The following is a 25,457-nucleotide window of genomic DNA, read 5'->3' on the forward strand; positions in this document are numbered from 1 at the left end:
GGTACTGCGGTCACACGTGGGAGAGTAGGTAGCTGCCAACCTTATTAAGCACAGGGTCATCTTCACAAGAGATGACCCTCTTTGCTGTTTATACCTAATCTAACTCAAATAAGGAATAGGGCAGAGAAAAAAATAACAATAAAAAAGGGTCTTGCAACAATGCAAGACCCTTTTCTTTTGATTTGATTACCAATTATCTTTCAATTAGTTCAGCAGGCTGACGCTGCGTTCGATAAACTCGGCTAAGGCTTGCCCTTTTAACTCGTTCTGGGATAGCAAAGCCAAATCGTACGCATGACGGATTAGTTTGGTCTTGGGGTGGCGGGAGATGTATTTTTGGCCTATTTAGATGTTTACTTTTGTATAAATTGATTGCTTTATTATATAAAACGTAGTGTGGCACTTTCAGTCTTTATGCAATCAAAACTACTTGACTTTGATATTGGTTTGAAGGTTAATCTTAGTAGCTATCTATTTGAATTAGATTTCATCTAAAAATAAGCCATTTTTGGTTTTGTAAAAGTTGAATTTAGGTTGTCTGCTAAGGTTTATATCTAATTATTGTAAAACGTTAGCATGATTCCAATAGGTCTAAATAGTTTATCGGTTTGTACATAAAAAAGGCGTTGAGATTTCTCAACGCCTTTTTTATTGATAAAAGAAATATTAGTGTTGAACGATAATACGTTTAACTGCTAATCCTTTATTTGTATTGATTTGTAACAAGTAAGAGCCTGTAGCCAAGTTAGATAAGTCTATGGTGCTTACCGTTTCGGTGGCGTATCCTGTCCAAACTTTTTTACCTTGTAAATTCGTAACAGAAACAGAAGCTTCTCCTGTTATTTGTGAGAGATCTACTGTAAATAAACCTGAACTTGGATTGGGATATACTTCAATAGCCTTGGCCAATCCTGTATTAGGTTTTGTACCAACTACAGCTATGTGCTCTACTTTCACATAATCTAAGCCGATGTTATTACCATAACCACTGTAAGCATCAAATGCGAATCTTACATTTTGGCCTTGATATGCAGCTAAATCAATACTGAATATTGACCAACGTGGCAAGATATGAGGCACATAACGACGCACCGCTAATATTGGTGCTTCCGAATAAGATTGTCCTGCATTTGTAGAAACACGTACTGACAGGCTATCCGTTCTGTCATTGTAGCTACTGTCTTGTGACATGGCAAATACCAAACGTAGCGTATCGTTGGCCGCTACTGAAGGTAATGCGAAACATGGAGTTGCTAAGCGAGCTTCTAAACCTTTCGAAAAGCTATAAGAGTTGAAGTATGCTATTGAACCAGATACAGGACTTATTGAAGGGTTCGTCATGCTAGAAACAAATGACCAGTTGCCTGTAGATGTACCGCTACCTGTGCCTGTTGTTAGCATCTGACTACTCCAGCCATTAGGCAATGTATTTGTAAATTCCTCTACGTATGGAAGAGTTGTTACCGAGCCAAAATGATTGATAGTATAACCTTTTATGGTATCGTTGGCATGTGTAAGTGTTTCTGTTGCCAAATCGGTATAAGCAGTGATACTGTAAACTGCCGTTGCCGTTAAATCTACTGGCATAGCAAATTCAATAGTGTCTATTTGACCTACTGCTAAAGACTTGTTGAATGTTTCGTTGGCAGAAACGCTACCTGCTGTTTGGCCATTTACAGTCCAAGACATCATAAAGCCTGCATTAAAGCTACTTTGTGCTACTGTACCGATATTTTGTACTGTGATTTTTACTTTTTCTGTTGCGGAGAAATCACAGCCATTAGGTTTGGTTGGTGCTATTACAGCCACAGCTTTTAGGTCATTTGCTTCTTGTATGAAGATTTCCAAATCATCTATGTGCAAATCATAATCATTAGCGTTGTCAACTGTACCATCGGTTGCTAATAGGGCAACAATTACTTCTTGTCCCGCATAGGCCGCTAGGCTGTATTGTTTGGTTTGAACGGCAAAGCCTAAATTGTCGGCAGCTGTAATGTTGGCAAGTGTTTGCCATGAAAAACCACAGTTTGTAGAAATCATTACTTTTAAGCTATCATCTGTGCCCGTCATGTTATCTGCGTCAGCAGATGTACTGGCAAAATTGGTAATAGCGGTATTAAAACGAATAGCAGATGTCGGTGTTGCAATAACCTTTGGGCCTACAATCCAATCGCGGTGTGAAGTAGAGAAAAGATTTACTTTAGCTGTTTTTCCTCCAAATAAAGCTGTTTGTGTACTTGAAATCCAATTAGAAGTTGTTCCTGTTGGTGTTGTTTGGCCAGTAGCCTCTGTGTACAATCCATTTGTAACAGTATTAAGGTTTTCTCCATCAAAAGTTTCAAATGTCAGAACAGGCAATGGCAATGCCACTGGTGCTACAATTACTTTATTCAAAACGACCGAAGAGTCATTGCCTGAAACCGTTGTAGGTTCGCCATTAGCTTTCACAAAGCCGCGCAAACGATAAGTACCAACTTCTGTTAAGTTAAGCCCATCACTTACAGTTACATCTAACGTTTGACCGATTGCCAAAGCACCTTCATTTAATGTTGTCTGTAATACACTATGTACACCAGAAGGGCTTGTAATAGCAAGGCCTACCACGTCATTAGAAAAGTTACGTGTTACACCGCCAAGGTTTTTGATTTGCACTACGGCTGTAAGATTTTCGCCTCCACAGCCCAATGCTTTAGGGGAAACGATAACAGTTGAAGCCAAATCCAGATCAAGCGATATGTATATTTCCAAATCATCTATGTGTAGATCGTAGTCGTTATTGTTACTAATAGTTCCGTCTGTAGCAAAAAGTGCTACCATGATATTCTGACCTGCATATGCTGCCAAGCTGTATTGTTTGGTTTGAACAGCAAAGCCTAAGTTGTCGGCGGCTGTAATGCTGGCAAGTCTTTGCCACGAAAGACCACAGTTCGTTGAAACCATTACATTTAAACTATCATCCGTACCTGTCATACCATCAGCATCAGCACTAGTAGAATTATAATTCGTAATAGCTGTACGGAAACGTACAAACGTATTTGCATCTGGTGTTACTTTTGGCCCAATAATCCATTCACGACGTGTACTAGAGTAAAGATTTACTTTAGCTGTTTTTCCACCAAACAAAGTTGGTTGATTATACGAAAGCCAGTTTGAAGTACTGCCACTTGGTGTTTGGCCAGAAGCTTCAGTGTAAAGTCCATTAGTGATTGTGCTAAGGTTGCTTCCATCAAACGTTTCGAAGGTTACGACAGGTAATGACAATGCTACAGGGGCAGTAATGATTTTGTTTACTACCGTAGCCGAGTCGTTTGAGGTTGTACCTGTAGATTCGCCAGCAGCTTTTGCAAAAGCACGTAAACGATATGTTCCTACGTCGCTAAGCTCAATGCCAGATGCTAATGTTACGTCCATTGTAGCATTAACGTCTAAAAAGCCAGTATTTAATACAGTACGAACTACTTGGTGTGCTCCCGTAGGATTTGTAACAAAAATACCTACAGTGTCATTGGCAAAAGTACGAGTTGCACTACCAAAGTTTTTGATCGTAACAATAACAGGAACATTTGTTCCGCCACAACCAATGTTTTTGGGTGAAACTAAAACAGTAGCACCTAGGTCATTAGCAGCTACGGTCGTGGCAAATGCAAAGAATGGGTTGTTGGCTACCGCAAAACCAGCATTTGTTGTGCGTGTACCTGAAGTAAGTGAACCCGCCGAAGAAGAAGCCGAAACTTCAGCCCAAGCACCAGAAGCTGTTGAGGCTTGTGCTACACGGATATTACCTACACCACCTGTCATATTGTCGTCTGCACCATAGCTAAATGTAACTGTTGCCGTTGCTGCTAAAGTAGCTGTAGAGCCTAATTTATATACGCGAGCACCAAGTACGCTTGTAAGTGGGGTGATCACAGCACCTGTTGGAGCAGTAGTTAAAATTTGCGCATAATACACATCATTAGTGCCGCTAATGCTATTAAATACTACGGGGCGGTACTGACCACCAGAGCCTAATGGAAAGGTGCGTGTTACAGATGATGTGTTAACTACTAAACTAATAGCACCTTCTATATAAGAAGATGAACTTCCTGAAGGAAGTGTAGCTGTATTGCTTAAAAGTTTTAAGGTGTCATCAGCATTCTCAACTTTCAAATAACCACTGCTTAAGGTAAGTGGCGAAGTTGATTTGAGGTGTAAAGATGCTGGCAATGAAACGGTAGAAGACGGACGTTCGATGGTTAAAGCATTAATATAACCATTTATTAATTCTGAACCAGCCGTAATATTAGGTTCAGTAACAGTCGATGTAATTGCGCTATAGTTAACATTGTATGTGGCCGCTGCTGGAACATTAATGTTGCCAACGAAAGCACCGTGCATTCTGCGTAAAGTAACAGTGTTAGGAGACGTTACACCCGCAATCGTGATTGTATTATCTAATGTTAAGTTGTCGTATGTCATTACATTACCTGCAGACAATGTAAATCCTATTGTAGCGGCTATTGGGCGAGTAATAAGGAAAACCCCATTTGCACCAGTGTTATTTACCACTATCTGACGAAAAACAGCCACGCCATTTACACCTTCGTATGTACCAGTTCCATCCAACATTTGGGTTTGGGTTCCATTAAAGTAGAGATTTGTGCTACCGCGTGTAAAGTTTGCATAGCCATTGTTGGTTAGATTTTTTCCTACATAAACATTACGAGTAGATGTTCCATTGCCATAAGCCAATAGCGTGTCCATATTGTTAACAACTAGATTGCCTGTTACGGTTAGTGTGCGTGAAAGCGTTCCCGAAAAACGCAATACAGAGCGAGTGTCAGCAGCATTAGTACCAATTTCTAGATTGGCAACCGTTGCGTCAACATCTATTAATACTTTTGAACCATCGGCAATCAGTACGCTGTCTTGTTCTGTAGGTAATACACCTCCAAGCCAAGTATTAGTGCTGCTCCAGTTGCCGCCATTAGGCGTAGATACAATTTTGCTAGGAGGAGGAAGCTCTGTAACACACACAGTAAAATTACCGCTTCCTGAACCCGTAGAATAATGATAAACACGGAAATAGTATGTTTGACCTACTACCCAGTCTGTACGCTTGATAAACTCAGTACCTCCGTTACCTGTAGCATCTTTACAGGTAAGCGCAGCAGATCCACAAGCTCCTGAAAAAACCTCAACAACAGCATCAAAAGAGCTAGAGCCAACTACTGTAATTTGTTGTCCTGAAGTAGTAGGAACAAAAGAAAACCATACATCATCGTCAGATTCACTGGAACTGCTACAAACCGATTGCGGAGGCAAAGATGCTGTTGCATTGGTTGATGATGCGGCTGTAGGTGTACATACAATGCTAGGGGTGAGGGGGAATGCTCCTGCACAATTATCATTGTTGGGTTGTTGTGCCAGTGCCATTGTAGGCAATGCTCCGAACGCCAATAATTGAAGACAAAGCCTCGTAATTGTTCGTTTCATCATAAAAATTGATTGAAAAATTTAAAAAATAAATGAGTTAGGTTGTTTCGTTTGGTGGAATTGAAGTTCCATTTCGACAAAAGCGCGTGCAAGATAGAGGATTTTTATTAGGAATAAAGATGCCTGTAATTATTTATAAAACACTAATAATACGGTCTAAAATGAAGGTAGCTGGAGCAATAATTAAGCGTTGAAATTTTTAAAGAAATGCTTTTGTTGGGAATATGCAATCGTTGTTCTAATTTGCAGCCCCATTGCGCTTGCACTTGGAATCAGGTGTTGGCCAATATTTTTCAAATTAATAACAATACGCCACAATGAAAAAAACAATTATTTTTGGCTTAGGGATACTTTCCCTGAGCTTATCGACTGTTGCCCAGTCGATCAAATCGCCCAATGGCCAATTAGAATTTGCCTTTGAAATAAAAGATGGAAAACCGTCTTACAAACTCAATTACAAGGACAAAGCCGTTGTGCGAAACAGCCGCTTAGGTCTTACGCTCAAAGACGCGCCAGCACTGCTGGAAGGTTTTGAAGTGAAAAAACAGGAAACAAAATCCGTAAACGAAAACTGGAATCCTGTTTTGGGTGAATTTAAAACCATCAAAAACAACTACAACGAATTGGCCGTTACGCTGCGCCAAGCCAAAGAAGACCGCGAAATTTTGGTTCGCTTCCGTGTGTTCAACGACGGTCTTGGATTTCGTTACGAATTTCCCCAACAAAAAAATCTGAATTATTTTGTAATCGCTGAAGAAGAAACGCAATTCGCACTTTCGGGCGACAACAAAGCGTGGTGGATTGCAGGCGATTACGACACGGAAGAATACAACTATGTTACTTCCAAACTTTCGGAAGTTCCTGCACGTTTCAAAGAAGGTTACGAACAAAATGTTTCGCAAACTGTCATTCCTAATGGTTTGCAAACGCCTTTGATGATGAAAAGCCAAGACGGTTTGTACATAAACCTTCACGAAGCTGCTTTGATGGACTACGCCGCCATGAACGTAGAGCTTGACAGCAAAAATTTTGTACTCAAAACGCACTTAACCCCAGACGCACAAGGCGCAAAAGGTTATATGCAAACGCCTTGTCAAAGCCCTTGGCGCACGATTGTGGTTTCTGACAAAGCCACTGATATTTTGGCTTCAAAATTGATTTTGAATCTGAACGAACCTTGTAAACTGCCTACGACGGACTGGATTAAGCCAGTAAAATATGTGGGCGTTTGGTGGCAAATGTTCTGCCCAAATCAGGGTTCTTGGTCGTATGCCGATGTGGACAATATCCATTTGGGCGTAACCGATTACAAAAAATTAACGCCTAACAAAACACACGCAGCCAACAACAAAAACGTAAAGAAATACATTGACTTTGCGGCCAAACATGGTTTTGATGCCGTGTTGGTAGAAGGTTGGAACGAAGGTTGGGAAGATTGGTTTGGCCACTCGAAAGAATTCGTTTTTGATTTCGTAACGCCTTATCCAGACTTTAACGTAAAAGAACTCAACGAGTACGCACAAAGCAAAGGCGTGCGCATCATCATGCACCACGAAACATCAGCTTCGGCAACCAACTACGAACGTTGGATGGACACAGCCTATAAATTCATGGTAAATCATGGTTACAAAGCTGTAAAATCGGGTTATGTGGGCAATATCATTCCGCGCGGCGAGCACCATTACAGCCAATGGATGGTAAAACATTATCACAGAGCTTTTACGCGTGCCGCCGACTACAAACTCATGGTAAACGCGCACGAAACCGTACACCTTACAGGTATGCACCGCACTTACCCGAACTACATTGCAGCGGAAGCGGCTCGCGGTACGGAGTACGAAACTTTTTCGGGTGTAAATCCAGAACATACTACTATTCTGCCATTTACGCGCCTGATGGGTGGCCCAATGGACTATACACCAGGTATTTTCCAAACGCAATTTAACTATTACAAATCCGACGATACACGTTTTATCAAAACTACTTTGGTGAAACAATTGGCTTTGTATGTAACCATGTACAGCCCACTGCAAATGGCTGCCGACATCATCGACAACTACGAACGTTTCCCTGATGCGTTCCAGTTCATTAAAGATGTGGCCGTAGATTGGGACGATACCAAAATCATTGAAGCCGAACCAGGCGACTACATTACGATTGCGCGTAAAGCCAAAGGCAAAGAAGATTGGTTTGTGGGCGGCATCACAGACGAAAATCCGCGTACTGCCAAATTTGATTTCTCGTTCTTGGACGACAAAGCAACCTATGTAGCCACAATTTACGCCGACGGCGCAGACGCACACTATGTTACGAAGCCTCAAAGCTACGCTATCCGCAAAGTGTTGGTAACCAAAAAATCTAAGTTGACGCAAAAGTTGGCGGCAAGTGGCGGTTTCGCGATCAGCCTTAAAAAAGCAACTGCCGAAGATTTGAAAACAATTAAAGCAAAACTTTAATCGACTGAAAATCAAAATTTAAAATAAACAAAACGAGGCTATAACTCAAGCGGTTGTAGCCTCGTTTTGTTTGGCGTTCAAAATTTATTCCTATATTGAACTTTTTATTTGTTTTTAGTCTTTTATGATAAAACAAGCTAATCGACTTGAAACTAAATTTATATAAAATCTTTAATTCATTATTCTCATGGGAAAAGCAATAGAAATTACTGACGCAAACTTCGAATCAATCATTGCATCAGATAAGCCAGTTTTGGTGGATTTTTGGGCTGAATGGTGCGGTCCTTGCCGCATGATTGCGCCAATCGTAGAAGAGTTGGCTGGCGAATACGAAGGCAAAGCCGTAATCGGCAAATTGAACGTGGACGAAAATCCTAACGTTGCCGTACAATTCGGTATCCGTAGTATCCCAACGCTACTTGTTTTCAAAGATGGCAAGATAGTGGACAAACAAGTTGGTGCAGTAGCAAAAGGCGTATTAGCTGGCAAAATTTCTGCCCAATTCTAATAAAATAACATTCTGGATTCAGAAAAATTTTTATCTTGCAAAGCCTGTCCGTTGTGGTCAGGCTTTTGCCGTTTAATTTGAGTGCCTATGCCCAAACATTTATCTAATCATTTAGTCCCAGAATTGGCGGCTGTACAAGGGTCGGCCATTGAGCAATGGGTAATTAAATCGTTTCATTCTGCTGTTCAGCACAAAGATTACACTGTGCGCATTTTTTTGCCGCTCGGCTACCACGACAGCAACGCGCATTACAAAGTGCTTTATGCCAACGACGGGCAAGACATGGAAGCCATCAAGCTGGCCGCAACACTGGAAAACCTCCAAAATGCTGGCCAAACCAATCCGCTTATTGTGGTGGCCATTGATGCCAACGAACGCATTTTGGACTATGGAACTGCCGAAATTTTGGATTTTGCCAACAGAGGCCGCAAAGCCAAAAAGTATATTTCTTTTATTTTGGAAGAACTAATGCCCTACATCAACAGCCATTACAGAACCTTGCAAGGAGCTGAAAATGCGGCGTTTATGGGCTTTTCATTGGGCGGACTCTCGGCCATAGACATCGTGTGGCATTATCCGCATTTGTTCGGAAAAGTCGGCGTTTTTTCGGGTTCGTTTTGGTGGCGCAGACGCGATATTGGCAAAGGATATGTGCCCGCCGACCGCATCATGCAAGCCCAAATCCGTGAAAGTCAGGCAAAAAAAGAAGGGTTACGTTTTTGGTTGCAAACAGGCACCAACGACGAAACCAACGACCGCGACGGCGACGGCATCATTGATTCTATTGGCGATACGTTGGATTTGATACACGAACTAAAAGCCAAAGGCTACACCGACCGCGACATCGAATACGTGGAAGTACAAGGCGGAGAGCATAACCAACAGACTTGGGGCGAGATTATGCCCGATTTCCTGAAATGGGCTTTTGGGCGTTAGTGGAAATTTATTCTTAAATTTGCGGTGTAGATGATGACAAATATGTTAAATAACACTGTTGTAATAGATTTATTTTGCGGAATTGGTGGCTTATCACATGGTTTTGTGAAAGAAGATTTTAAGGTTGTTGCAGGAATAGACATTGATAAGTCTTGCAAGTATCCTTTTGAGGCAAATAATAATTCCGTTTTTATTTTAAAAAGTGTCTCAGATATTTCAAAAAAGGATATTGCTCCTTTATTTGAAAAAGCTGAATGTAAAATATTAGTAGGTTGCGCCCCATGTCAGCCATTTTCCTCTTATACTTTTAAAGATGAAGAAAAAAAAGATAACGAGAAATGGAGTTTATTATATGATTTTGCGAGAATAGTTAGAGAAACTCAACCTGATATAGTTTCAATGGAGAATGTATCTCAACTAATAAACTTCAAAAAAGCTCCAGTTTTTGAGGATTTTCTTAATTCTTTAAAAGAGTTAGGCTATTTTGTGCATTACGAAGTGGTAAACTGTCCTGATTATGGTATTCCTCAGAAAAGAAAGCGACTTGTTTTATTAGCATCAAGGCTTGGTAAAATTCAATTAATTCCCAAAACTCACACTAAAAAAACGTACGTTACTGTTAAAGATGCCATAGGACAGCTTCCTGCAATTCAGGACGGAGAGGCATATAAAAATGATAAATTACATTATGCAAGAAAACTAACGCCTCTCAATAAAGAAAGAATTGAGAAAACGCCTTATGGTGGCAGTTGGAAAGACTGGCCTAATGATTTAAAGTTGGAATGCCATAAAAAGGATTCGGGGAAGTCTTATCCAAGTGTATATGGGCGAATGAAATGGGAAGAGCCTGCTCCAACCATGACAACGCATTGTATTGGCTATGGCAATGGTAGATTTGGGCATCCTGAACAACATAGAGCAATTTCTTTAAGAGAGGCTTCGCTGCTTCAAACATTTCCAATTGACTATAAGTTTTTTGATGAAAAACAGCAAAACTTCTCTTCGGTAGCCATTGCAAGACAAATTGGAAATGCTGTTCCTGTTAAATTAGGAGAAGTAATTGCCAAAAGCATTAAAGAACATCTAAAAAATATAGCATGAAAACCTTAGAAGAATCAGAAAAAGCAGAAGAACAAATCAAGGACGTTCAGGCAGACTATAATTATAGATTTGCAGATTATTCTATTGGCGAACTTCTCAAAAAATTTGTACCTAAAGGGCAAAAACCAAATTTTGAAGATGACGCTATTTCGGGGCTTTATGTACCTATTTATCAACGTGATTTTGTTTGGCCAGAAAACATGAAATCTCGATTTATTGAATCGCTTTTGATGGGTGTTCCTATACAGCCATTGTTTGCTTTTGAGTTAGATGAAGATGGAAATTTAGAGTTATTAGATGGCGTTCAAAGGCTTTCATCTGTAAAGTCATTTGTTGATAATGAGCTTGTTTTGTCAGATTTAGAAGCGTTAGATACGTTAAATGGATTTTCTTTTAGTGACCTAAATTCAGCACGAAAACGTAAATTTTTGAATATACAACTCAAGCTCTATATAATTGATGATAACACAACTGAAGGTGTTCGGGCAGATATTTTTAGGCGTGTAAATGAAGGAGGTAAAAGATTAGAACCCGCAGAAATTAGAAAAGGTAAATTTTTAGACAATAAATTTTATGAATTTATTCTAAAAATGGCAGATTCCCCTGAATTTGGCGCACTTTTCAGTTCTACAAAAGATAGTAAAAAACTAAGAGGAGAAAAAGAAGAATTAATCACGCGCTTTTTTGCTTTTTCTAATAATTATCAAAATTTTGTTCATTCTGTTAAAGGTTTTTTAGATGATTATATTATAAATGTAGGGCAAACATTTGACCAGCAACAAGAACAAATAATGCAAGATGAACTATTTAGAACATTAGATTTTGTGCAAAAAAATATACCAAATGGATTTAGAAAATCACAAAATTCTAAATCTATACCTCGTGTTCGTTTTGAGGCTATATCCATTGGTACTAATTTAGCTTTAAGGGAAAATCCACAATTATTGTTTGCTAAACCAGTGAATACAAAGTGGATAAACTCCAATGAGTTTAAAATACAAACCACTTCTGATGCTGCCAACAATAAATCTAAAGTTATTGGAAGAATTGATTTTGTAAAAAATTGTCTGCTTGGCATTCAAGATTTAAACAAACTTACTTACAATGATTAGAGATGAATTTAATACAAGAAAAGCAGAAATAGACTCATATTACGAGATATTGAGAATAATTGAATTAGAAAGCCCTAATATTTCTGCTTATAACCTCAATGAAGGTATAACAACATCATTGCCAATAAACAGCGAGAAAATATGCGCATTACGTTCTACGGCATATTTGCTTCTGTACAATTTAATCGAATCAACCGTCTATAACTCTATTGTTTCAATATTTGACAGTATTAGCGATGACCATTTAAAGTACTTTGATGTTATTAATGAAGTACAAAAATATTGGCTAAATCAACTTTATAAACACGATGACAAAAAAAAGAAAGAAGCGATTATTGAAACAATAATGAATATTGCTATTCAGATTCAAAATGACACAATATCATTAGTATCAAATGAAATAAGCTATGGAGGGTCTTTGGATGCACGAACAATCCAAAATACAGCCCAGTCTATGAATATTGAAATAAAATACATTCATCAAATGTATAATGCAAGTACTCATGGTACAGCCTTATCTAATATTAAACAAAAACGTAATTGGTTGGCTCATGGAGAAAAATCATTTACAGATGTAGGCAGACAATGTTCCACTACAGAATTAACTGATGCAAAAGATAGAGTGTATGAATACTTAGACGCATTTATTACATCAGTAGAAAAATACATAAACGACAAAAAATACAAAAAATAATTACCTCATACACAAAGCAAAAGCGACTGTAACTTATTAGTTTACAGTCGCTTTTGTTATTTTGGTAAGAACTCAAAATCAATTATTCTTCGTCTTGAGCAGCAGCTTTTGGAGCTTCTGACGTTTCGTTGATTTTTGCTTCTTCGTCTTCACGAGTTTTGTCTTCGTCGCGTTCACGTTTGCGCTCCATCAAGCCTTCTTCGATAGCTTGGCCGATTGCTTTAGTGATAAGGGCGATAGATTTGAAAGCATCGTCGTTAGCAGGGATAGCGAACTCAACCGCAGTTGGGTCAGAGTTTGTATCTACCATTGCAAACACAGGAATACCAAGTTTGTGAGCTTCCGCGATAGCGATGTGTTCTCTCTTAATATCCACTACGAAAAGAGCTGAAGGCAAACGGTTTAGGTCAGTTACACCGCCTAAGATGCGCTCCAATTTCTCTTTTTCACGAGCGATAGTAAGTTTTTCTTTTTTCGCAAGACTCTTGTAAGCCTCTTCTTTCATCAAACGCTCGATGTTAGAGAGTTTTTTCAAGGATTTGCGAATTGTTACGAAGTTAGTAAGCATACCACCCAACCAACGTTCTGTAACGTAAGGCATTTTAAGGCGACGAGCTTCTTCCGAAACAAATTCTTTTGCTTGTTTTTTAGTAGCAACGAACATCACTTTGCGACCAGAACGCACGATGCCTTTGATAGCTGCTGTAGCTTCGTCAAGGCTTGTAAGCGTTTTGTTAAGGTCAATAATGTGGATACCGTTACGCTCCATGAAGATATAAGGAGCCATTTTAGGGTTCCACTTGCGGGTGAGGTGGCCGAAGTGTACACCAGCATCCAACAAATCTTTATATTCTATTTTTTGAGCCATTTTTTTTGTAAATCTTTGAGATGATTAAAGGTTGTAGGCAACGCTTCAGGCAGCTAATTTTTCGGAAAAAGAAGCCGACAGCAACGCGCCAAAACAAATATTAACGCTTGCTGAATTGGAATCTGCGACGTGCTTTGCGACGACCGTATTTCTTGCGTTCCACCATGCGAGGGTCGCGAGTAAGGAAACCTTCCGCTTTAAGAGCAGGACGGAAATCCGCGCTGATTTCGCACAATGCACGAGAGATAGCCAAACGAACTGCTTCAGCTTGGCCAGCGATACCACCACCTTTTACGTTTACTTTTACGTCGTATTTAGCTAATTCGCCAGATACCGCAAATGGTTGGTTTACAATTGTTTGCAGAATTTCAGAAGGAAAATATTCTTTAATATCACGTTTGTTTACAGTGATGGCACCACTGCCAGCAGACAAATAAATGCGTGCTACTGCTGTTTTTCTTCTTCCTAATGTGTTTACAACTTCCATTGACTTGAGAGGGGATTAAAGTTTAATCTCTTTAGGTTGTTGAGCAGCGTGTGGATGCTCAGCACCTTCATAAACATACAACTTGGTGAAAAGGCGGCGACCCAAACGGTTTTTAGGCAACATACCTCTTACAGCGTGTTCGATGATAATCGCTGACGATTTTGCTTTAAGCTGGCGAGGGGTTGCTTCGCGTTGTCCGCCTGGATAACCAGTATGCGAGATATACACTTTGTCGTCCCATTTCTTACCAGTAAGCTTGATTTTGTCAGCGTTAATAACGATTACATAATCACCGCAATCAACGTGAGGGGTGTAATTTACTTTGTGTTTACCCCGAATCATTTTGGCAACTTCACTTGCCAAACGACCCAAAACAGCGGCTTCGGCGTCAACAATCACCCACTGCTTGTCAGCAGTTGCGTCGTTGGCCGATACAGTTTTGTAACTTAATGCGTCCACTTTTTTACTTGGCTTAATTTATGGTTAAATAATTTATCTATCCTTTTTCACAAAAGGACTGCAAAGGTACACATTTTTTCTTTCTACCAAATTTTTATTCCCAAAAACCCAAAAATATTTTTGCATGAAACATTCTCCATCAATACTTTACCGCCCCGACACGCTCCCGCACCTGCTATCAGGTCATTTCGCCTTACGCCCCTTTTCCCCTCGCCTGCTGCTTTTTTTCTATAACTTTGTTTTTTTGAACAAATAAGCTCAATTGCAACATTCCTTAATGTATTGGCATGGAAAATCAAATCCCGAACATAACTCCGAACACCGACTTACCAACAGATGACCTTTACAATCGCGGTTATATGAATGGTTTGCTCAAAGTGCAACAAGAACACTACAAAGAATATATACAAGAAAAAGAACGAAGCAAACAATATACCGTAGAGCGCGAAATTCTCGAACAAAAAATAGTTGAGAAAAAAAGTGCCTACGCGGTGTGGCGCGAGAAAACGCTTTTGTTTCGAAATCAAATCATTGACAATGAGCAGATAATCGAAACCGAACAAAAAAGTTACAAACGCGTTCAGGCCGATTTTGCTACGTTGGGGCAAGCCATCGACGCGGGCGAAAAAGAAAAAAACAGCCTGATTGCACCGTATAGCTGGATTCCTGCCGTGCTGTATTTGTTGGCGGGTATCGTATTTATTAGCTCGGATATTTCTATCACACATGATATTGTGTCGTGGGGGTTGGACATGGGCGGCATCGAATCTTGGATTTTTGCCGTCGGGTTGGCCGCACTCGCTTTCCTGATAAAACCCGCCATTGACCGCATCGTCGAAAAGCCGTACCGCACGGGACAAGGCATCCGCACCAATCACGGCGTTTTGGTGGCTTTGTGCGTGGTGGCCATGATTACACTTGGCATTTTGGGCTATTTTCGCGGCGAAGCCGACAAACTCAAAAACACCAAACGCGATTTGGTAAGCCAAAAAAATAAAATTCAGGAACAACAAAGCCGCGAACCAGACCAAGCCGTGCGCCTACGCATGAACAAAGAAATTGAGCGCATAGACCAAGAAATCGCCGCGCACCAAAACGCCCTGACCAACAACTGGGCGCGTGTTACTTCGTTTATTTTGAGCAGTATTTTATTTGCTTTTGCGGGGGCGGTTTGTTTGGGAATTGCTTTTCCTGCACTTGATATTTTGTATAAAAAACAGTTGGTGTTGCCGAAACTTTTGCGCAAAAAGCAAGCACAATTGGCCGAAGAACGCCAAAAATTACAGGCCAGTGAGCAGCAAATCGCGCAAGCACAAGCCCAAATCCAACGCGCCAAAGTGGAGTTGGAACTGCTGCCTTCGGCGCAAGATTTGACGAAAGAATTAGAAGACTTGGACGCGTCTTACGAGCAACTTTTGAGCGACATTTACACCAGCGAAATCGCCTCGCAAACAGCCTATTATGCAGACGGTTACGAACACGGCCATTCGGCAGAATTAGACAGACGAATTTCTCATTCAGCCTCCGAGTTGGAAAATAAAATGCTAAAAAATATCTTGGCTACACAAAATACAGTCGAGAAAAAAACAGCGTCGGAAGCCAGCCGTTTGAGGCCTTATCAGCTTTTGCGCCAGCACATCACCGACGAGTTTAAGCGCAAAAACAAAGAATAATTCATTCAAAATAAAACATTACAGAGAGCCGTTAGTTTACTGAAAAGCTAATTTTCTCGAAAATAAATACAAACATTCACTTTAGCTTCTATCCTTATGCAACAGTACAATATTTTGTGGGCAGACGATGAGATAGACCTTCTCAAACCGCATATTCTTTTCCTTAAAAATAAAAACTGCGACATCACGCCTGTAACCAGCGGCTCGGACGCATTGGAAAAATGTCAAGAAAACAACTACGACATTGTTTTCTTAGATGAAAATATGCCAGGCATGACGGGTTTGGAAACGCTCTCGCAAATCAAGGCAATGTGGCCGCATTTGCCTGTGGTGATGATTACCAAAAGCGAGGAAGAACACATCATGGAAGATGCTATCGGGGCAAAAATTGCGGATTATCTCATTAAGCCCATCAACCCGAACCAAATTTTGCTTTCGCTCAAAAAAATATTGGATAACAAAAGGCTCGTAACCGAAAAAACCAACTTGAGCTATCAGCAAGATTTTAGGCAGTTGGCCATGGCCTACAACGACCGCATCGGGCATGAGGAATGGGCAGATATTTATAAAAAACTCGTTTTCTGGGAGTTAGAAATTGACAATACCGAAAACAAAAGTATGTCGGAAGTTATCGTGATGCAAAAAGACGAGGCAAACTCCAATTTTGCGCGTTTCGTAACCGACAACTACGAAGAATGGCTCAACGACCCAGACGCAGAACGCCCTGTAATGTCGCATCAAATTATGCGCAAAAAAGTGTTTCCGATGCTGGCAGACACCAAAGATACTTCGCCTGTTTTCTTTATTTTGATAGATAATTTGCGCTACGACCAATGGCGCATTTTGCAACCGATTTTGCAGGAATATTTCTTGATAGAAGAAGAAAGTTCGTACTATTCGATTTTGCCAACGGCAACGGCTTACGCCCGTAACGCGATTTTTGCGGGACAAATGCCTTCGGAAATCGAACGCCAATATCCAAACCTTTGGGTTGGCGACGACGAGGAAGAAGGCAAGAACAACCACGAAGACGAACTTTTGGGCAAACAATTGGCAAAGAACAAGTTAGGACACGTCAAGTTTTCGTATCATAAAATCCTGACTACGGCGCAAGGCCGCGATTTGGCCGACAAAATCCCGAATTTGTTTCACAACCAGTTTAACGCCATTGTGTATAACTTTGTGGATATGCTTTCGCACGCACGCACGGACACGGCCATGATTCGGGAGTTAGCCCCTGACGAGTCGGCGTATCGTTCGCTTACGCAGTCGTGGTTTTTGCATTCGCCATTGCTGGATATTCTCAAGAAAATAGCCGAGAAAAAAGGCCGCGTTGTGATTACCACCGACCACGGCACTATCCGCGTGAAACGTCCGTTCAAAATCGTGGGCGACAAAAGCGTGAACACTAATTTGCGTTACAAACAAGGCAAAAATTTAGGTTTCGACTCGACCAACGGCGTATTTGTGGCACGCAAACCCGAACGTTTATTTTTGCCCAAACCCAATGTTTCGACGGCCTACGTGTTCACTACGCAAGATTATTTCTTTGCCTACCCCAACAATTTTAACTATTACGTGAACTATTACAAAGACACGTTCCAGCATGGCGGCATTTCGTTAGAAGAAATGATTTTGCCATTTATCGTGCTTTCTTCCAAATAAAAAATAGGTTTCCAACGCTGCTTTTGCCCGAAAGTAGCGTTGGAAATTTAATAGCGTAGAGCCTTGATTATCATTTTTTTAGGTAAAAAATAAATACTTGCCAATATATTTTTATTCCTGATTTGGCTTTCGTACCTTTGCGCCCCTTGTATCTAACACAAGTCCTTTGTGATAGGCCGACAGAATCTTTTGCGCATCATCTTTTTTTCTTCTGTATTTTTCTGAACCAACAATCGAAGTAAGGCTGTGTGTAAAGGTGTTCGCAAAAGCACTTTGAGCCGACTCGCTTGGTTTTATTTTGTAAATATTAAAAAACACAATGAATAGAAATTCAAATCGTTCATTTGGAAAGTCCTCACAACGTTCCAAATCTGATAACGATACTTCAAAATCAGCACCGCGCTTGCGCAAACCTGCTGACAATAATTTCCGTGGCCGTGAGGGCCAGTCGGAGTTCAAGAAATCAAACCGCGACTTTTCGGGCAATAATGACCGTTTTGAGAAAAAAGAAGGCGGCTTCCGCAGCCGTGAGGCTTCATCGTCTCGCCCAGATTTCAAAAAATCTTCTGGCCGCGATTTCTCCTCAGATAGAGGCAATCGTTTTGAGAAAAAAGAAGGCGGTTTCCGTAGCCGCGAAGAGTCTTCATCTCGTCCTGACTTCAAAAAATCTTCTGGCCGCGATTTCTCCTCAGATAGAGGCAATCGTTTCGAGAAAAAAGAAGGTGGCTTCCGCAGCCGCGAAAATTCTTCATCTCGTCCTGACTTCAAAAAATCTTCTGATCGCGATTTCTCGTCGGACAAAGGCGGACGTTTTGAGAAAAAAGAAGGTGGCTTCCGTAGCCGCGAAAATTCTTCTTCTCGTTCAGACTTCAAAAAATCTTCTGACCGCGATTTTTCGTCGGACAGAGGTGGACGTTTTGATAAAAAAGAAGGTGGTTTCCGCAGCCGCGAAAATTCTTCGTTCCGTTCAGACTTCAAAAAATCTTCGGACCGCGACTTCTCGTCGGACAGAGGCGGACGTTTTGATAAAAAAGAAGGTGGTTTCCGCAGCCGCGAAAATTCTTCATCTCGTCCTGACTTCAAAAAATCTTCTGACCGCGATTTTTCGTCGGACAGAGGCGGACGTTTTGATAAAAAAGAAGGCGGTTTCCGCAGCCGCGAAAATTCTTCATCTCGTCCTGACTTCAAAAAATCTTCTGACCGCGATTTTTCATCGGACAAAGGCGGCAACAGAGAAGGTGGTTATTTTGAAAGAAAAGAAGCCAATGCTCGTAGCCGCGCAGAAGCTGCACGCCCTAAATTCAAAAGCAGAGGCGGTCGCAACAACTTTTCAGAAGACAAATCAGATAAATTTGTTAATAAATATGCACGTCGTAACAATGATTATGATCAAGATGGCCCACCGTCTTACGACTTCAAACATTACGAAAAGCACCACAAAAACGAACCTGATCGCAGCATAGAACAAGGCATTCGCCTGAACCGTTATATTGCAAATTCGGGTGTTTGTTCGCGCCGCGATGCCGACAAATTGATTCACGATGGTCTTATTTCTGTTAATGGCACTGTCGTTACGGAGATGGGTTTTCGCGTGCAACCAACCGACGTAGTGAAATACGGAAAAAAAAAATTAAGTCGTGAAAAGAATGTTTATGTGCTTTTGAACAAGCCGAAAGATTTCATAACGACTACCGACGACCCTGAAGAGCGCAAAACAGTCATGCAGTTGGTGGCTTCGGCTTGCGAGGAACGCATTTACCCAGTGGGTCGCCTCGACCGCAACACAACGGGTTTGCTTTTACTTACCAACGACGGCGAGTTGGCCGACAAACTTTCGCACCCATCCCAAAAAATTACCAAAATTTATCAGGTAGATTTGGACAAACCGCTTACCGAAGAAGATTATGAAAAAATCATGGCGGGTTTGGAATTGGAAGATGGTACAGCGCAAGTGGACGAATTGGAAATCCTTTCGCCAGATCGTAGCATTTTGGGAATTGCCATTCATATTGGCCGTAACCGTATCGTTAGACGTATTTTCGAACATTTGGGTTATGACGTTGTTCGCCTCGACCGCGTAATGTACGCAGGCCTTGACAAGAAAAATTTGTCGCGCGGACACTGGCGTTATCTCACTGAAAAAGAAGTGATTAACCTCAAATATTTCTTAAAATAATTCTTGTTAATTGGTAAAACAAGAAAGGCGGTTGAGTCAGGATAATTCCAGATTCAGCCGCCTTTAATTTTTATATTATTCAACTAAAAAACTAACTCAGCACTTCGGCATAAGCTCGTAACACATTATACGCGGCGTGTTTCCAGCTTAATTGTAACGATATTTCTCCTCCACTTTTTTGTATAAGTAGTCTTATCTATATCACAATACATCAACAGTAAATCCTTGGATAAGTAAAAATATAATAACGTTGTGCAAACGTTAGCTTTTTTGCGTTTATTTGTATAAAAGCTCTACTAGAATAAAAAGCAACAGTTCTGCATTAGTTGTGTTAAAACCTTGAATTAGAATCAAATAAATATTTTTCTATTGAGAAATAGCACAAAAAAAGGAATGCCTGACAAAAGTCTTTTGAAACTAATCACAAATACATTACTTTCGTGCCAAACCCCTAATAATTATGAACATTCACGAATATCAAGCCAAAGCTATTCTTAAAAAGTATGGCGTTCGCGTGCAAGAAGGCGTTGTAGCTGATACGCCAGAACAAGCAACAGCCGCCGCCAAACAACTAAATGCCGAAACAGGCACAACATGGTATGTGATTAAAGCGCAAATCCATGCTGGCGGTCGCGGTAAAGGTAAAATCAATGAAACAGGCTCAAACGGTGTAGTTTTGGCTAAAAGCCTTGAAGATGTAGCTCCTAAAGCAGCTGCTATTTTGGGTGGTGTGTTGGTAACGCACCAAACTGGCGCAGAAGGCAAAAAAGTAAACAAAGTGCTTGTGGCACAAGATGTTTACTATCCAGGTGCTTCTGCCCCAAAGGAATACTATGTTAGTATTTTGCTTGACCGTGCTTCTGGCCACAACGTAATCATGGCAAGTACAGAAGGTGGTATGGACATCGAAGAAGTAGCGGAACATACTCCTGAAAAAATCTTCAAAGAGTGGATTGACCCATTGGTAGGTTTGCAAGCATTCCAAACACGCAAAATTGCGTTTGCTTTGGGTCTGAGCGGCAACGCCTTCAAAGAGATGGTGAAATTCCTACACGCTCTTTACAATGCTTACGTAGATACAGATTCATCTATGTTCGAAATCAACCCAGTGTTGAAAACTTCTGACGACAAAATTTTGGCCGTAGATGCGAAAGTAAATCTTGACGACAACGCTTTGTACCGTCACCCTGATTTGGCAGAGCTTCGCGACATTACGGAAGAAGATCCATTGGAAGTAGAAGCTGGTGAAAACCACCTTAACTACGTGAAATTGGATGGTAACGTAGGTTGTATGGTAAACGGCGCAGGCTTGGCAATGGCTACAATGGACGTTATTAAATTGGCTGGTGGCGAACCTGCTAACTTCTTGGACGTAGGTGGCGGGGCTAACGCTAAAACAGTAGAAGCTGGTTTCCGTATCATTTTGAAAGATCCTAACGTAAAAGCTATCCTTATCAACGTGTTCGGTGGTATCGTTCGTTGCGACCGCGTGGCTAATGGTGTGGTTGAGGCTTACAAAAACATCGGAGATATTAAAGTGCCAATTATCGTTCGTTTGCAAGGTACTAACGCTGAAGAAGGCGCACGTATCATCGACGAGTCTGGTCTTAAAGTATTCTCGGCTGTATTGTTGAAAGACGCAGCTCAAAAAGTAAAAGAAGTATTAGCTTAATCGCTGTATCAATACTTTTATTAAAAAAATAAAAACGCTTCAGACCTCACAGTTTGAAGCGTTTTTTGTTGATAATCATAGCAGATACAAAAAAGCTTTGTTATTAACAAACAAACACGTTTCCAAAAAAATGTAGTAAGATTTGGAATTTTGCTTAACTTTTTTATTTTTGCAGGGCATCGGATAGTAAAACATTAAATTTTTATGGGCTTTCCGCAAAAAATCCAGAAAACGCTCCGGTGTAGCAAACATTTTGTGTAACAATAAAGAAAAAGAACTATGTACTGGACACTCGAATTGGCTTCTTACTTAGAAGATGCACCTTGGCCAGCCACGAAAGACGAATTGATTGACTATGCCATTCGTTCTGGTGCGCCTTCGGAGGTGGTAGAGAATTTGCAAGAGTTGGAAGATGAAGGACAGCCTTACGAAAGTATCGAGGAAATTTGGCCTGACTATCCTACCAAAGACGACTTCTTTTTTAACGAAGACGAATATTAAAAAAAAAATGGCTACAAGACGCTGGTATCCAGTATTTTGTAGCCATTTATCTTTTGTGGAGTAGTCATTAAAACCGCACTCCCATAAAGAAACGCAAGTTGCTTAACTCGCCACCTAATACCAATTTATCAACTTGTGTAGTTTTGCGGTCGAGCAAATAAGATACACCTGTAAAGAAACGCCTGTCGTTGTAACCAGCCGCAAAACGTGTGTAAAGTCGGCCAATACCCCGTACGCCGCGTTTGTCCTCTATGGCTGTTTGATATTTTTGAGCTTGTACGCCAAAGCCGCCCAACACTGTCCCCGACACATACCAACGCCGCCAGACAAACGTATGTCCGTAGCCGCCCAGTATCGAAAAGTCGATGAATCGCCCGCCCAAAAATGTCTCTGATTCCCGAAATTTGGTAGAGTCTGCTGCATATGGAATCAAGTTAGAATCCGCTTCAATGGAATAGTTGGAAGCTCCCGCCATCAGCATCACCGAACCCGCGCTGCGGCATTGGTGGCGCGTTTGCCTGAATGCCGACTGATACGAAAACTTGCGATAATTCAGGATATAATAAAAGTTAAGTGCCTGATTGGTAACCTTGATGTCGTCGCGCTGCGGATACACGTTGCCTTTTTCCCATGTTTTGTTAAAATCTTGTGGGTTGTTCAGATAGAAACCTTTATAGTTTTGTGAAACCAAATCTATGCCGAATTGTTGGGCGTATAAATTGAGCTGAAAGTCACGCAAATAGGTGCTTCCATACAGCGACAAATCTTCTTTGTTGTCTTTCTTGAACGTAAAAAAAGAGTATTCCAAACCAATGCCCGAATACAAAACCCCAAAATTTAAGTTGTTGTTTACGTTGGGATTGTAACGCGCCACCGCCGTATTTCTTTTATTTCTTAGATAAAAAGAAAGATACTTGCGCGAAATGGCCGTGTAAGTCATTAGCTTACGCGGATAGAGTGTAATATAATTGGTGTCAATGTCTGGGCGAATGATTTTGTTAATCAGGCGCATTTGTGCTTGTGCCTGATTTTCTATCAAACAATTGATTATCAACAAAAGAAACGTTACACTAAAAACTTTTTTTTGCATTACAACCAAACAACTATATTTTAAGAACTTCTGTTGGATAAACCACCTCCGATAAAAATAAACCTTCGGGCGGTGCGCTGCGACCTGCTTTATTGCGGTTGCGGGACAAAATGATTTGTTCAAATTCTTCTACGCTCATTCGTCCCACGCCTACTTCCAGCAATGTGCCGACGATGGCGCGCACCATGCCGCGCAAAAACCGATTGGCCGAGATGTGAAACACCAAACTATGCGCGTCGGGCTGTTGCCACTGCGCTCGCGTGATGTGACACAAAAAGTTATTTACTTCTGTCTTGACCTTACTAAACGCCTCAAAGTCTTGATGCTGAAGTAATACGGCGGCGGCTTCGTTCATTTTCTTCACCTCGACAGGCCGCGTGAAGCAATAACGCTCATTTGGGAGAAATGGTATTTTGCGCGTGCAAATATGATACTGATAGCTTCTGGAAATAGCATCAAAACGTGCATGTGCCGTGTCGGCCACCAGCCAAAGGCCATTGGCGGCGATGTCGGGCGGCAAAATGGCGTTGAGTTGATAGACAAAGCGGCTGGGGTCGGCGATAACTATCGGGATGTCGAAATGTACAAGCTGTTGCAAGGCATGAACACCCGTATCCGTGCGGCCACTGCCCAGCGTTTCGACACGCTCGCAGCGCAGCAATTTGCCTAAGGCCAATTCTAATACCTCTTGTACGGTTCGGGCGTTCTCTTGTTTTTGCCAGCCATGATAATTTGTGCCTTTGTAGGCTACATCAATGAAATATCGCAAAATAATGGGGTTAGAAAATGGAAAATAGCTGTTTGGTTGGGCGTAATTTATTCCATAACAGTTCCTTCGGCGATTTTGTTGCCGCGTAGAAACTCCGCAATGTTCATTCGCTTTTTACCTTCAGTTTGTAACTCTTCAATCGCTAACAAACCTTTGGCCGTACCGACGTGCAAAAAGGTTTTGTGGTCGGTAAAAAGCTGCCCAACGGCGGCATTTACATCTGTATCAACCAAATTAGTTTTGAAGACTTTGCAAGATTTACCATTAAGTAAAGTCCAAGCGGCAGGGTAGGGACTTAGGCCGCGTACAAAGTTGTGGATTTGCTCGGCAGTTTGCTCAAAGTTGATGCGACAGGTCTCCTTAAAGATTTTGGGAGCGGCTTTAAGCGGTGCATCAAAGACTTGTGGCGTTGGTTGCACGGCGTTGGCTTCGATGGCTTGCACGGTACGCAACACAAGGCCTGCACCTTTGTGCATGAGTCGCTCGTACAGCGTGCCGACGTTGTCGGTGGGTAAAATGTTTTCGGTTTCTTTGAGAATAATGTCGCCTGTGTCTATCTCGTGTTGCAAGAAAAATGTCGTAATGCCTGTTTGTGTTTCGCCATTGATGATTGCCCAGTTAATGGGGGCTGCGCCTCTGTATTGCGGCAACAAAGATGCGTGCAAATTGAATGTTCCTAACCGTGGCATATTCCAAACGGCTTCTGGCAACATACGGAAGGCTACCACAATTTGCAAATCGGCTTCGTAGCTACGCAACGTTTCCAAAAACGCGGGGTCTTTGAGCTTTTCGGGTTGCAAAACTGGTATGTTGTGGGTGAGTGCCGCCGCCTTCACTGGAGAGTGTGCCAGTTGCAGGCCGCGCCCTGCGGGTTTGTCGGGGGAGGTAATCACAGCCACGACGTTGTAGCCGTTTTCTACCAAAATATCTAAACAAGGAACGGCAAATTCGGGCGTTCCCATAAAAATGATTCTAAGATTTTTGTTGTTCATGCCCAGCAAAATAAAAACTAATGTGGATTGTGGGGCGTAAAATTAGTGAAAGAATGTGGTTTTAGGGTAAATAAAAATAGAGTAGGGGGCACGCAAATATTCATATGTAACGCGGAACGTATTTTTGATTAAACGCGATACTATAAAAGTAATAAACATTAAATGCATTTTTTGTGGTATTTTTGACCTGCAAGGGCGGCGCAAAAACGTAAGACCGCATCTATTACTTTTTTCAACCTAAAACATTTAAAATCATGGCTTTAATTAAATCTGTGAAAGGCGTAAAGCCACAGTTTGGTAAAGATTGTTTCTTGGCCGACAATGCCACTGTAGTCGGAGACGTGCAAATGGGCGACCAATGTAGCGTTTGGTTTAATGCCGTTGTGCGTGGCGATGTGCACAGTATTCGCATCGGCGACCGCACCAATATACAGGACGGCGCAGTAATTCACTGCACGTACCAAAAAGCTGCGACAATCATTGGTAGTAATGTTTCCATTGCGCACAATGCTATCGTTCATGGCTGTACCATCGACGATAACGTACTTATTGGAATGGGTGCTATCGTCATGGACAATGCTCACGTACAAAGTGGTGCTATTGTGGCGGCTGGTGCAGTAGTTTTGCAAAATACGGTAGTAGAACGCGGTTGGATATATGCTGGTGCTCCTGCTCAAAAAGTGAAACCTGTTTCGTCGGAAATGGCCGAAGTGTTTCCGCGCACGGCCAACAACTATATTATGTATGCCAAATGGTTTGAGGAAGGCGAAAATCTTTCACAAGAAGATTTGATACGCCCCTAAATCACGGCGATAATTGCCCA

Annotated in this window: 19 protein-coding genes; 12 read left to right on the forward strand and 7 right to left on the reverse strand. The window is 41.4% G+C overall.

The genetic code is table 11. The features are described 5' to 3' along the window. Positions 1-666 precede the first annotated feature (666 nt). On the reverse strand, positions 667-5,478 hold the full coding sequence (locus BM090_RS13695) for a T9SS-dependent choice-of-anchor J family protein (RefSeq protein WP_091514328.1): 4,812 nt from the start codon (positions 5,476-5,478) through the stop codon (positions 667-669). A gap of 314 nt (positions 5,479-5,792) precedes the next feature. On the opposite strand from BM090_RS13695, the gene BM090_RS13700 reads away from it, so the two are divergent. From BM090_RS13700 to BM090_RS13725, 6 genes are all read left to right on the forward strand, one after another. Further along, the gene (locus BM090_RS13700) at positions 5,793-7,931 is read left to right on the forward strand and encodes a glycoside hydrolase family 97 protein (protein ID WP_091514331.1); all 2,139 of its coding nucleotides are present in this window, start codon (positions 5,793-5,795) and stop codon (positions 7,929-7,931) included. Between the two features lie 187 nt (positions 7,932-8,118). Further along, positions 8,119-8,439, forward strand: a complete 321-nt coding sequence (trxA, locus tag BM090_RS13705) for a thioredoxin (RefSeq protein ID WP_091514334.1) — start codon at positions 8,119-8,121, stop codon at positions 8,437-8,439. An 87-nt stretch (positions 8,440-8,526) separates the two neighbouring features. Further along, positions 8,527-9,375: an alpha/beta hydrolase gene (locus tag BM090_RS13710; RefSeq protein ID WP_091514338.1), complete on the forward strand. Its 849-nt coding sequence runs from the start codon at positions 8,527-8,529 to the stop codon at positions 9,373-9,375. A gap of 42 nt (positions 9,376-9,417) precedes the next feature. Next, positions 9,418-10,476 carry a DNA cytosine methyltransferase gene (locus BM090_RS13715; protein WP_091514816.1) on the forward strand — a complete coding sequence of 353 codons (1,059 nt, stop codon included), beginning with the start codon at positions 9,418-9,420 and terminating at the stop codon, positions 10,474-10,476. After that, complete coding sequence (locus BM090_RS13720) at positions 10,473-11,588, forward strand: DUF262 domain-containing protein (RefSeq protein ID WP_091514342.1); 1,116 nt, start codon at positions 10,473-10,475, stop codon at positions 11,586-11,588. The genes BM090_RS13715 and BM090_RS13720 overlap by 4 nt, the downstream gene beginning before the upstream one ends. Beyond that, the gene (locus BM090_RS13725; protein WP_091514345.1) at positions 11,581-12,282 is read left to right on the forward strand and encodes an MAE_28990/MAE_18760 family HEPN-like nuclease; all 702 of its coding nucleotides are present in this window, start codon (positions 11,581-11,583) and stop codon (positions 12,280-12,282) included. The genes BM090_RS13720 and BM090_RS13725 overlap by 8 nt, the downstream gene beginning before the upstream one ends. A gap of 82 nt (positions 12,283-12,364) precedes the next feature. Here BM090_RS13725 and rpsB read toward each other — a convergent pair whose 3' ends face one another. The 3 genes from rpsB to rplM form a co-directional block, all read right to left on the reverse strand. Beyond that, positions 12,365-13,150 (reverse strand): 30S ribosomal protein S2, encoded by a 786-nt coding sequence (gene rpsB / locus BM090_RS13730; RefSeq protein WP_091514349.1) that lies wholly within the window; start codon positions 13,148-13,150, stop codon positions 12,365-12,367. 100 nt (positions 13,151-13,250) lie between these two features. Then, positions 13,251-13,637, reverse strand: coding sequence for a 30S ribosomal protein S9 (rpsI, locus tag BM090_RS13735; protein ID WP_091514352.1), 387 nt, complete (start codon positions 13,635-13,637; stop codon positions 13,251-13,253). 15 nt (positions 13,638-13,652) lie between these two features. Further along, positions 13,653-14,096, reverse strand: coding sequence for a 50S ribosomal protein L13 (gene rplM / locus BM090_RS13740; RefSeq protein WP_091514355.1), 444 nt, complete (start codon positions 14,094-14,096; stop codon positions 13,653-13,655). 287 nt (positions 14,097-14,383) lie between these two features. On the opposite strand from rplM, the gene BM090_RS18430 reads away from it, so the two are divergent. From BM090_RS18430 to BM090_RS13775, 5 genes are all read left to right on the forward strand, one after another. After that, positions 14,384-15,769 (forward strand): hypothetical protein, encoded by a 1,386-nt coding sequence (locus tag BM090_RS18430; RefSeq protein WP_091514360.1) that lies wholly within the window; start codon positions 14,384-14,386, stop codon positions 15,767-15,769. A 96-nt stretch (positions 15,770-15,865) separates the two neighbouring features. After that, positions 15,866-17,434, forward strand: a complete 1,569-nt coding sequence (gene porX, locus BM090_RS13755; RefSeq protein WP_091514363.1) for a T9SS response regulator signal transducer PorX — start codon at positions 15,866-15,868, stop codon at positions 17,432-17,434. A 319-nt stretch (positions 17,435-17,753) separates the two neighbouring features. Beyond that, positions 17,754-19,610, forward strand: a complete 1,857-nt coding sequence (locus BM090_RS13765) for a pseudouridine synthase (RefSeq protein ID WP_091514370.1) — start codon at positions 17,754-17,756, stop codon at positions 19,608-19,610. 460 nt (positions 19,611-20,070) lie between these two features. Then, positions 20,071-21,282 (forward strand): ADP-forming succinate--CoA ligase subunit beta, encoded by a 1,212-nt coding sequence (gene sucC / locus BM090_RS13770; protein ID WP_091514374.1) that lies wholly within the window; start codon positions 20,071-20,073, stop codon positions 21,280-21,282. 279 nt (positions 21,283-21,561) lie between these two features. Further along, the gene (locus BM090_RS13775; protein WP_091514377.1) at positions 21,562-21,783 is read left to right on the forward strand and encodes a DUF2795 domain-containing protein; all 222 of its coding nucleotides are present in this window, start codon (positions 21,562-21,564) and stop codon (positions 21,781-21,783) included. Positions 21,784-21,850: 67 nt separating this feature from the next. Here BM090_RS13775 and BM090_RS13780 read toward each other — a convergent pair whose 3' ends face one another. Genes BM090_RS13780 through fmt form a run of 3 tightly spaced genes read right to left on the reverse strand, consistent with a single transcriptional unit; the run spans position 21,851 to position 24,634 of the window. Continuing rightward, positions 21,851-22,873 carry a DUF4421 family protein gene (locus tag BM090_RS13780; protein ID WP_091514381.1) on the reverse strand — a complete coding sequence of 341 codons (1,023 nt, stop codon included), beginning with the start codon at positions 22,871-22,873 and terminating at the stop codon, positions 21,851-21,853. Positions 22,874-22,886: 13 nt separating this feature from the next. Next, positions 22,887-23,642, reverse strand: coding sequence for a tRNA pseudouridine(38-40) synthase TruA (truA, locus tag BM090_RS13785; RefSeq protein ID WP_091514384.1), 756 nt, complete (start codon positions 23,640-23,642; stop codon positions 22,887-22,889). A gap of 47 nt (positions 23,643-23,689) precedes the next feature. Further along, entirely contained in the window at positions 23,690-24,634 is a 945-nt protein-coding gene (gene fmt / locus BM090_RS13790) for a methionyl-tRNA formyltransferase (RefSeq protein ID WP_262487671.1), read from the reverse strand. Between the two features lie 254 nt (positions 24,635-24,888). Between fmt and BM090_RS13795 the strand changes: the two genes are divergently transcribed. Further along, positions 24,889-25,437 carry a gamma carbonic anhydrase family protein gene (locus tag BM090_RS13795; protein WP_091514388.1) on the forward strand — a complete coding sequence of 183 codons (549 nt, stop codon included), beginning with the start codon at positions 24,889-24,891 and terminating at the stop codon, positions 25,435-25,437. Positions 25,438-25,457: the final 20 nt, after the last annotated feature.

Source organism: Flexibacter flexilis DSM 6793 (genome assembly GCF_900112255.1).
Classification (GTDB): Bacteria; Bacteroidota; Bacteroidia; order Cytophagales; family Flexibacteraceae; genus Flexibacter; species Flexibacter flexilis.

What these genes read in the sequence shown, in the direction of transcription:
- BM090_RS13695 (WP_091514328.1), bottom strand. Translation starts at nt 5,478, where the DNA reads ATGATGAAACGAACAATTACGAGGCTTTGTCTTCAATTATTGGCGTTC.
- BM090_RS13700 (WP_091514331.1), top strand. Translation starts at nt 5,793, where the DNA reads ATGAAAAAAACAATTATTTTTGGCTTAGGGATACTTTCCCTGAGCTTA.
- trxA (WP_091514334.1), top strand. Translation starts at nt 8,119, where the DNA reads ATGGGAAAAGCAATAGAAATTACTGACGCAAACTTCGAATCAATCATT.
- BM090_RS13710 (WP_091514338.1), top strand. Translation starts at nt 8,527, where the DNA reads ATGCCCAAACATTTATCTAATCATTTAGTCCCAGAATTGGCGGCTGTA.
- BM090_RS13715 (WP_091514816.1), top strand. Translation starts at nt 9,418, where the DNA reads ATGTTAAATAACACTGTTGTAATAGATTTATTTTGCGGAATTGGTGGC.
- BM090_RS13720 (WP_091514342.1), top strand. Translation starts at nt 10,473, where the DNA reads ATGAAAACCTTAGAAGAATCAGAAAAAGCAGAAGAACAAATCAAGGAC.
- BM090_RS13725 (WP_091514345.1), top strand. Translation starts at nt 11,581, where the DNA reads ATGATTAGAGATGAATTTAATACAAGAAAAGCAGAAATAGACTCATAT.
- rpsB (WP_091514349.1), bottom strand. Translation starts at nt 13,150, where the DNA reads ATGGCTCAAAAAATAGAATATAAAGATTTGTTGGATGCTGGTGTACAC.
- rpsI (WP_091514352.1), bottom strand. Translation starts at nt 13,637, where the DNA reads ATGGAAGTTGTAAACACATTAGGAAGAAGAAAAACAGCAGTAGCACGC.
- BM090_RS18430 (WP_091514360.1), top strand. Translation starts at nt 14,384, where the DNA reads ATGGAAAATCAAATCCCGAACATAACTCCGAACACCGACTTACCAACA.
- porX (WP_091514363.1), top strand. Translation starts at nt 15,866, where the DNA reads ATGCAACAGTACAATATTTTGTGGGCAGACGATGAGATAGACCTTCTC.
- BM090_RS13765 (WP_091514370.1), top strand. Translation starts at nt 17,754, where the DNA reads ATGAATAGAAATTCAAATCGTTCATTTGGAAAGTCCTCACAACGTTCC.
- sucC (WP_091514374.1), top strand. Translation starts at nt 20,071, where the DNA reads ATGAACATTCACGAATATCAAGCCAAAGCTATTCTTAAAAAGTATGGC.
- BM090_RS13775 (WP_091514377.1), top strand. Translation starts at nt 21,562, where the DNA reads ATGTACTGGACACTCGAATTGGCTTCTTACTTAGAAGATGCACCTTGG.
- BM090_RS13780 (WP_091514381.1), bottom strand. Translation starts at nt 22,873, where the DNA reads ATGCAAAAAAAAGTTTTTAGTGTAACGTTTCTTTTGTTGATAATCAAT.
- fmt (WP_262487671.1), bottom strand. Translation starts at nt 24,634, where the DNA reads ATGAACAACAAAAATCTTAGAATCATTTTTATGGGAACGCCCGAATTT.
- BM090_RS13795 (WP_091514388.1), top strand. Translation starts at nt 24,889, where the DNA reads ATGGCTTTAATTAAATCTGTGAAAGGCGTAAAGCCACAGTTTGGTAAA.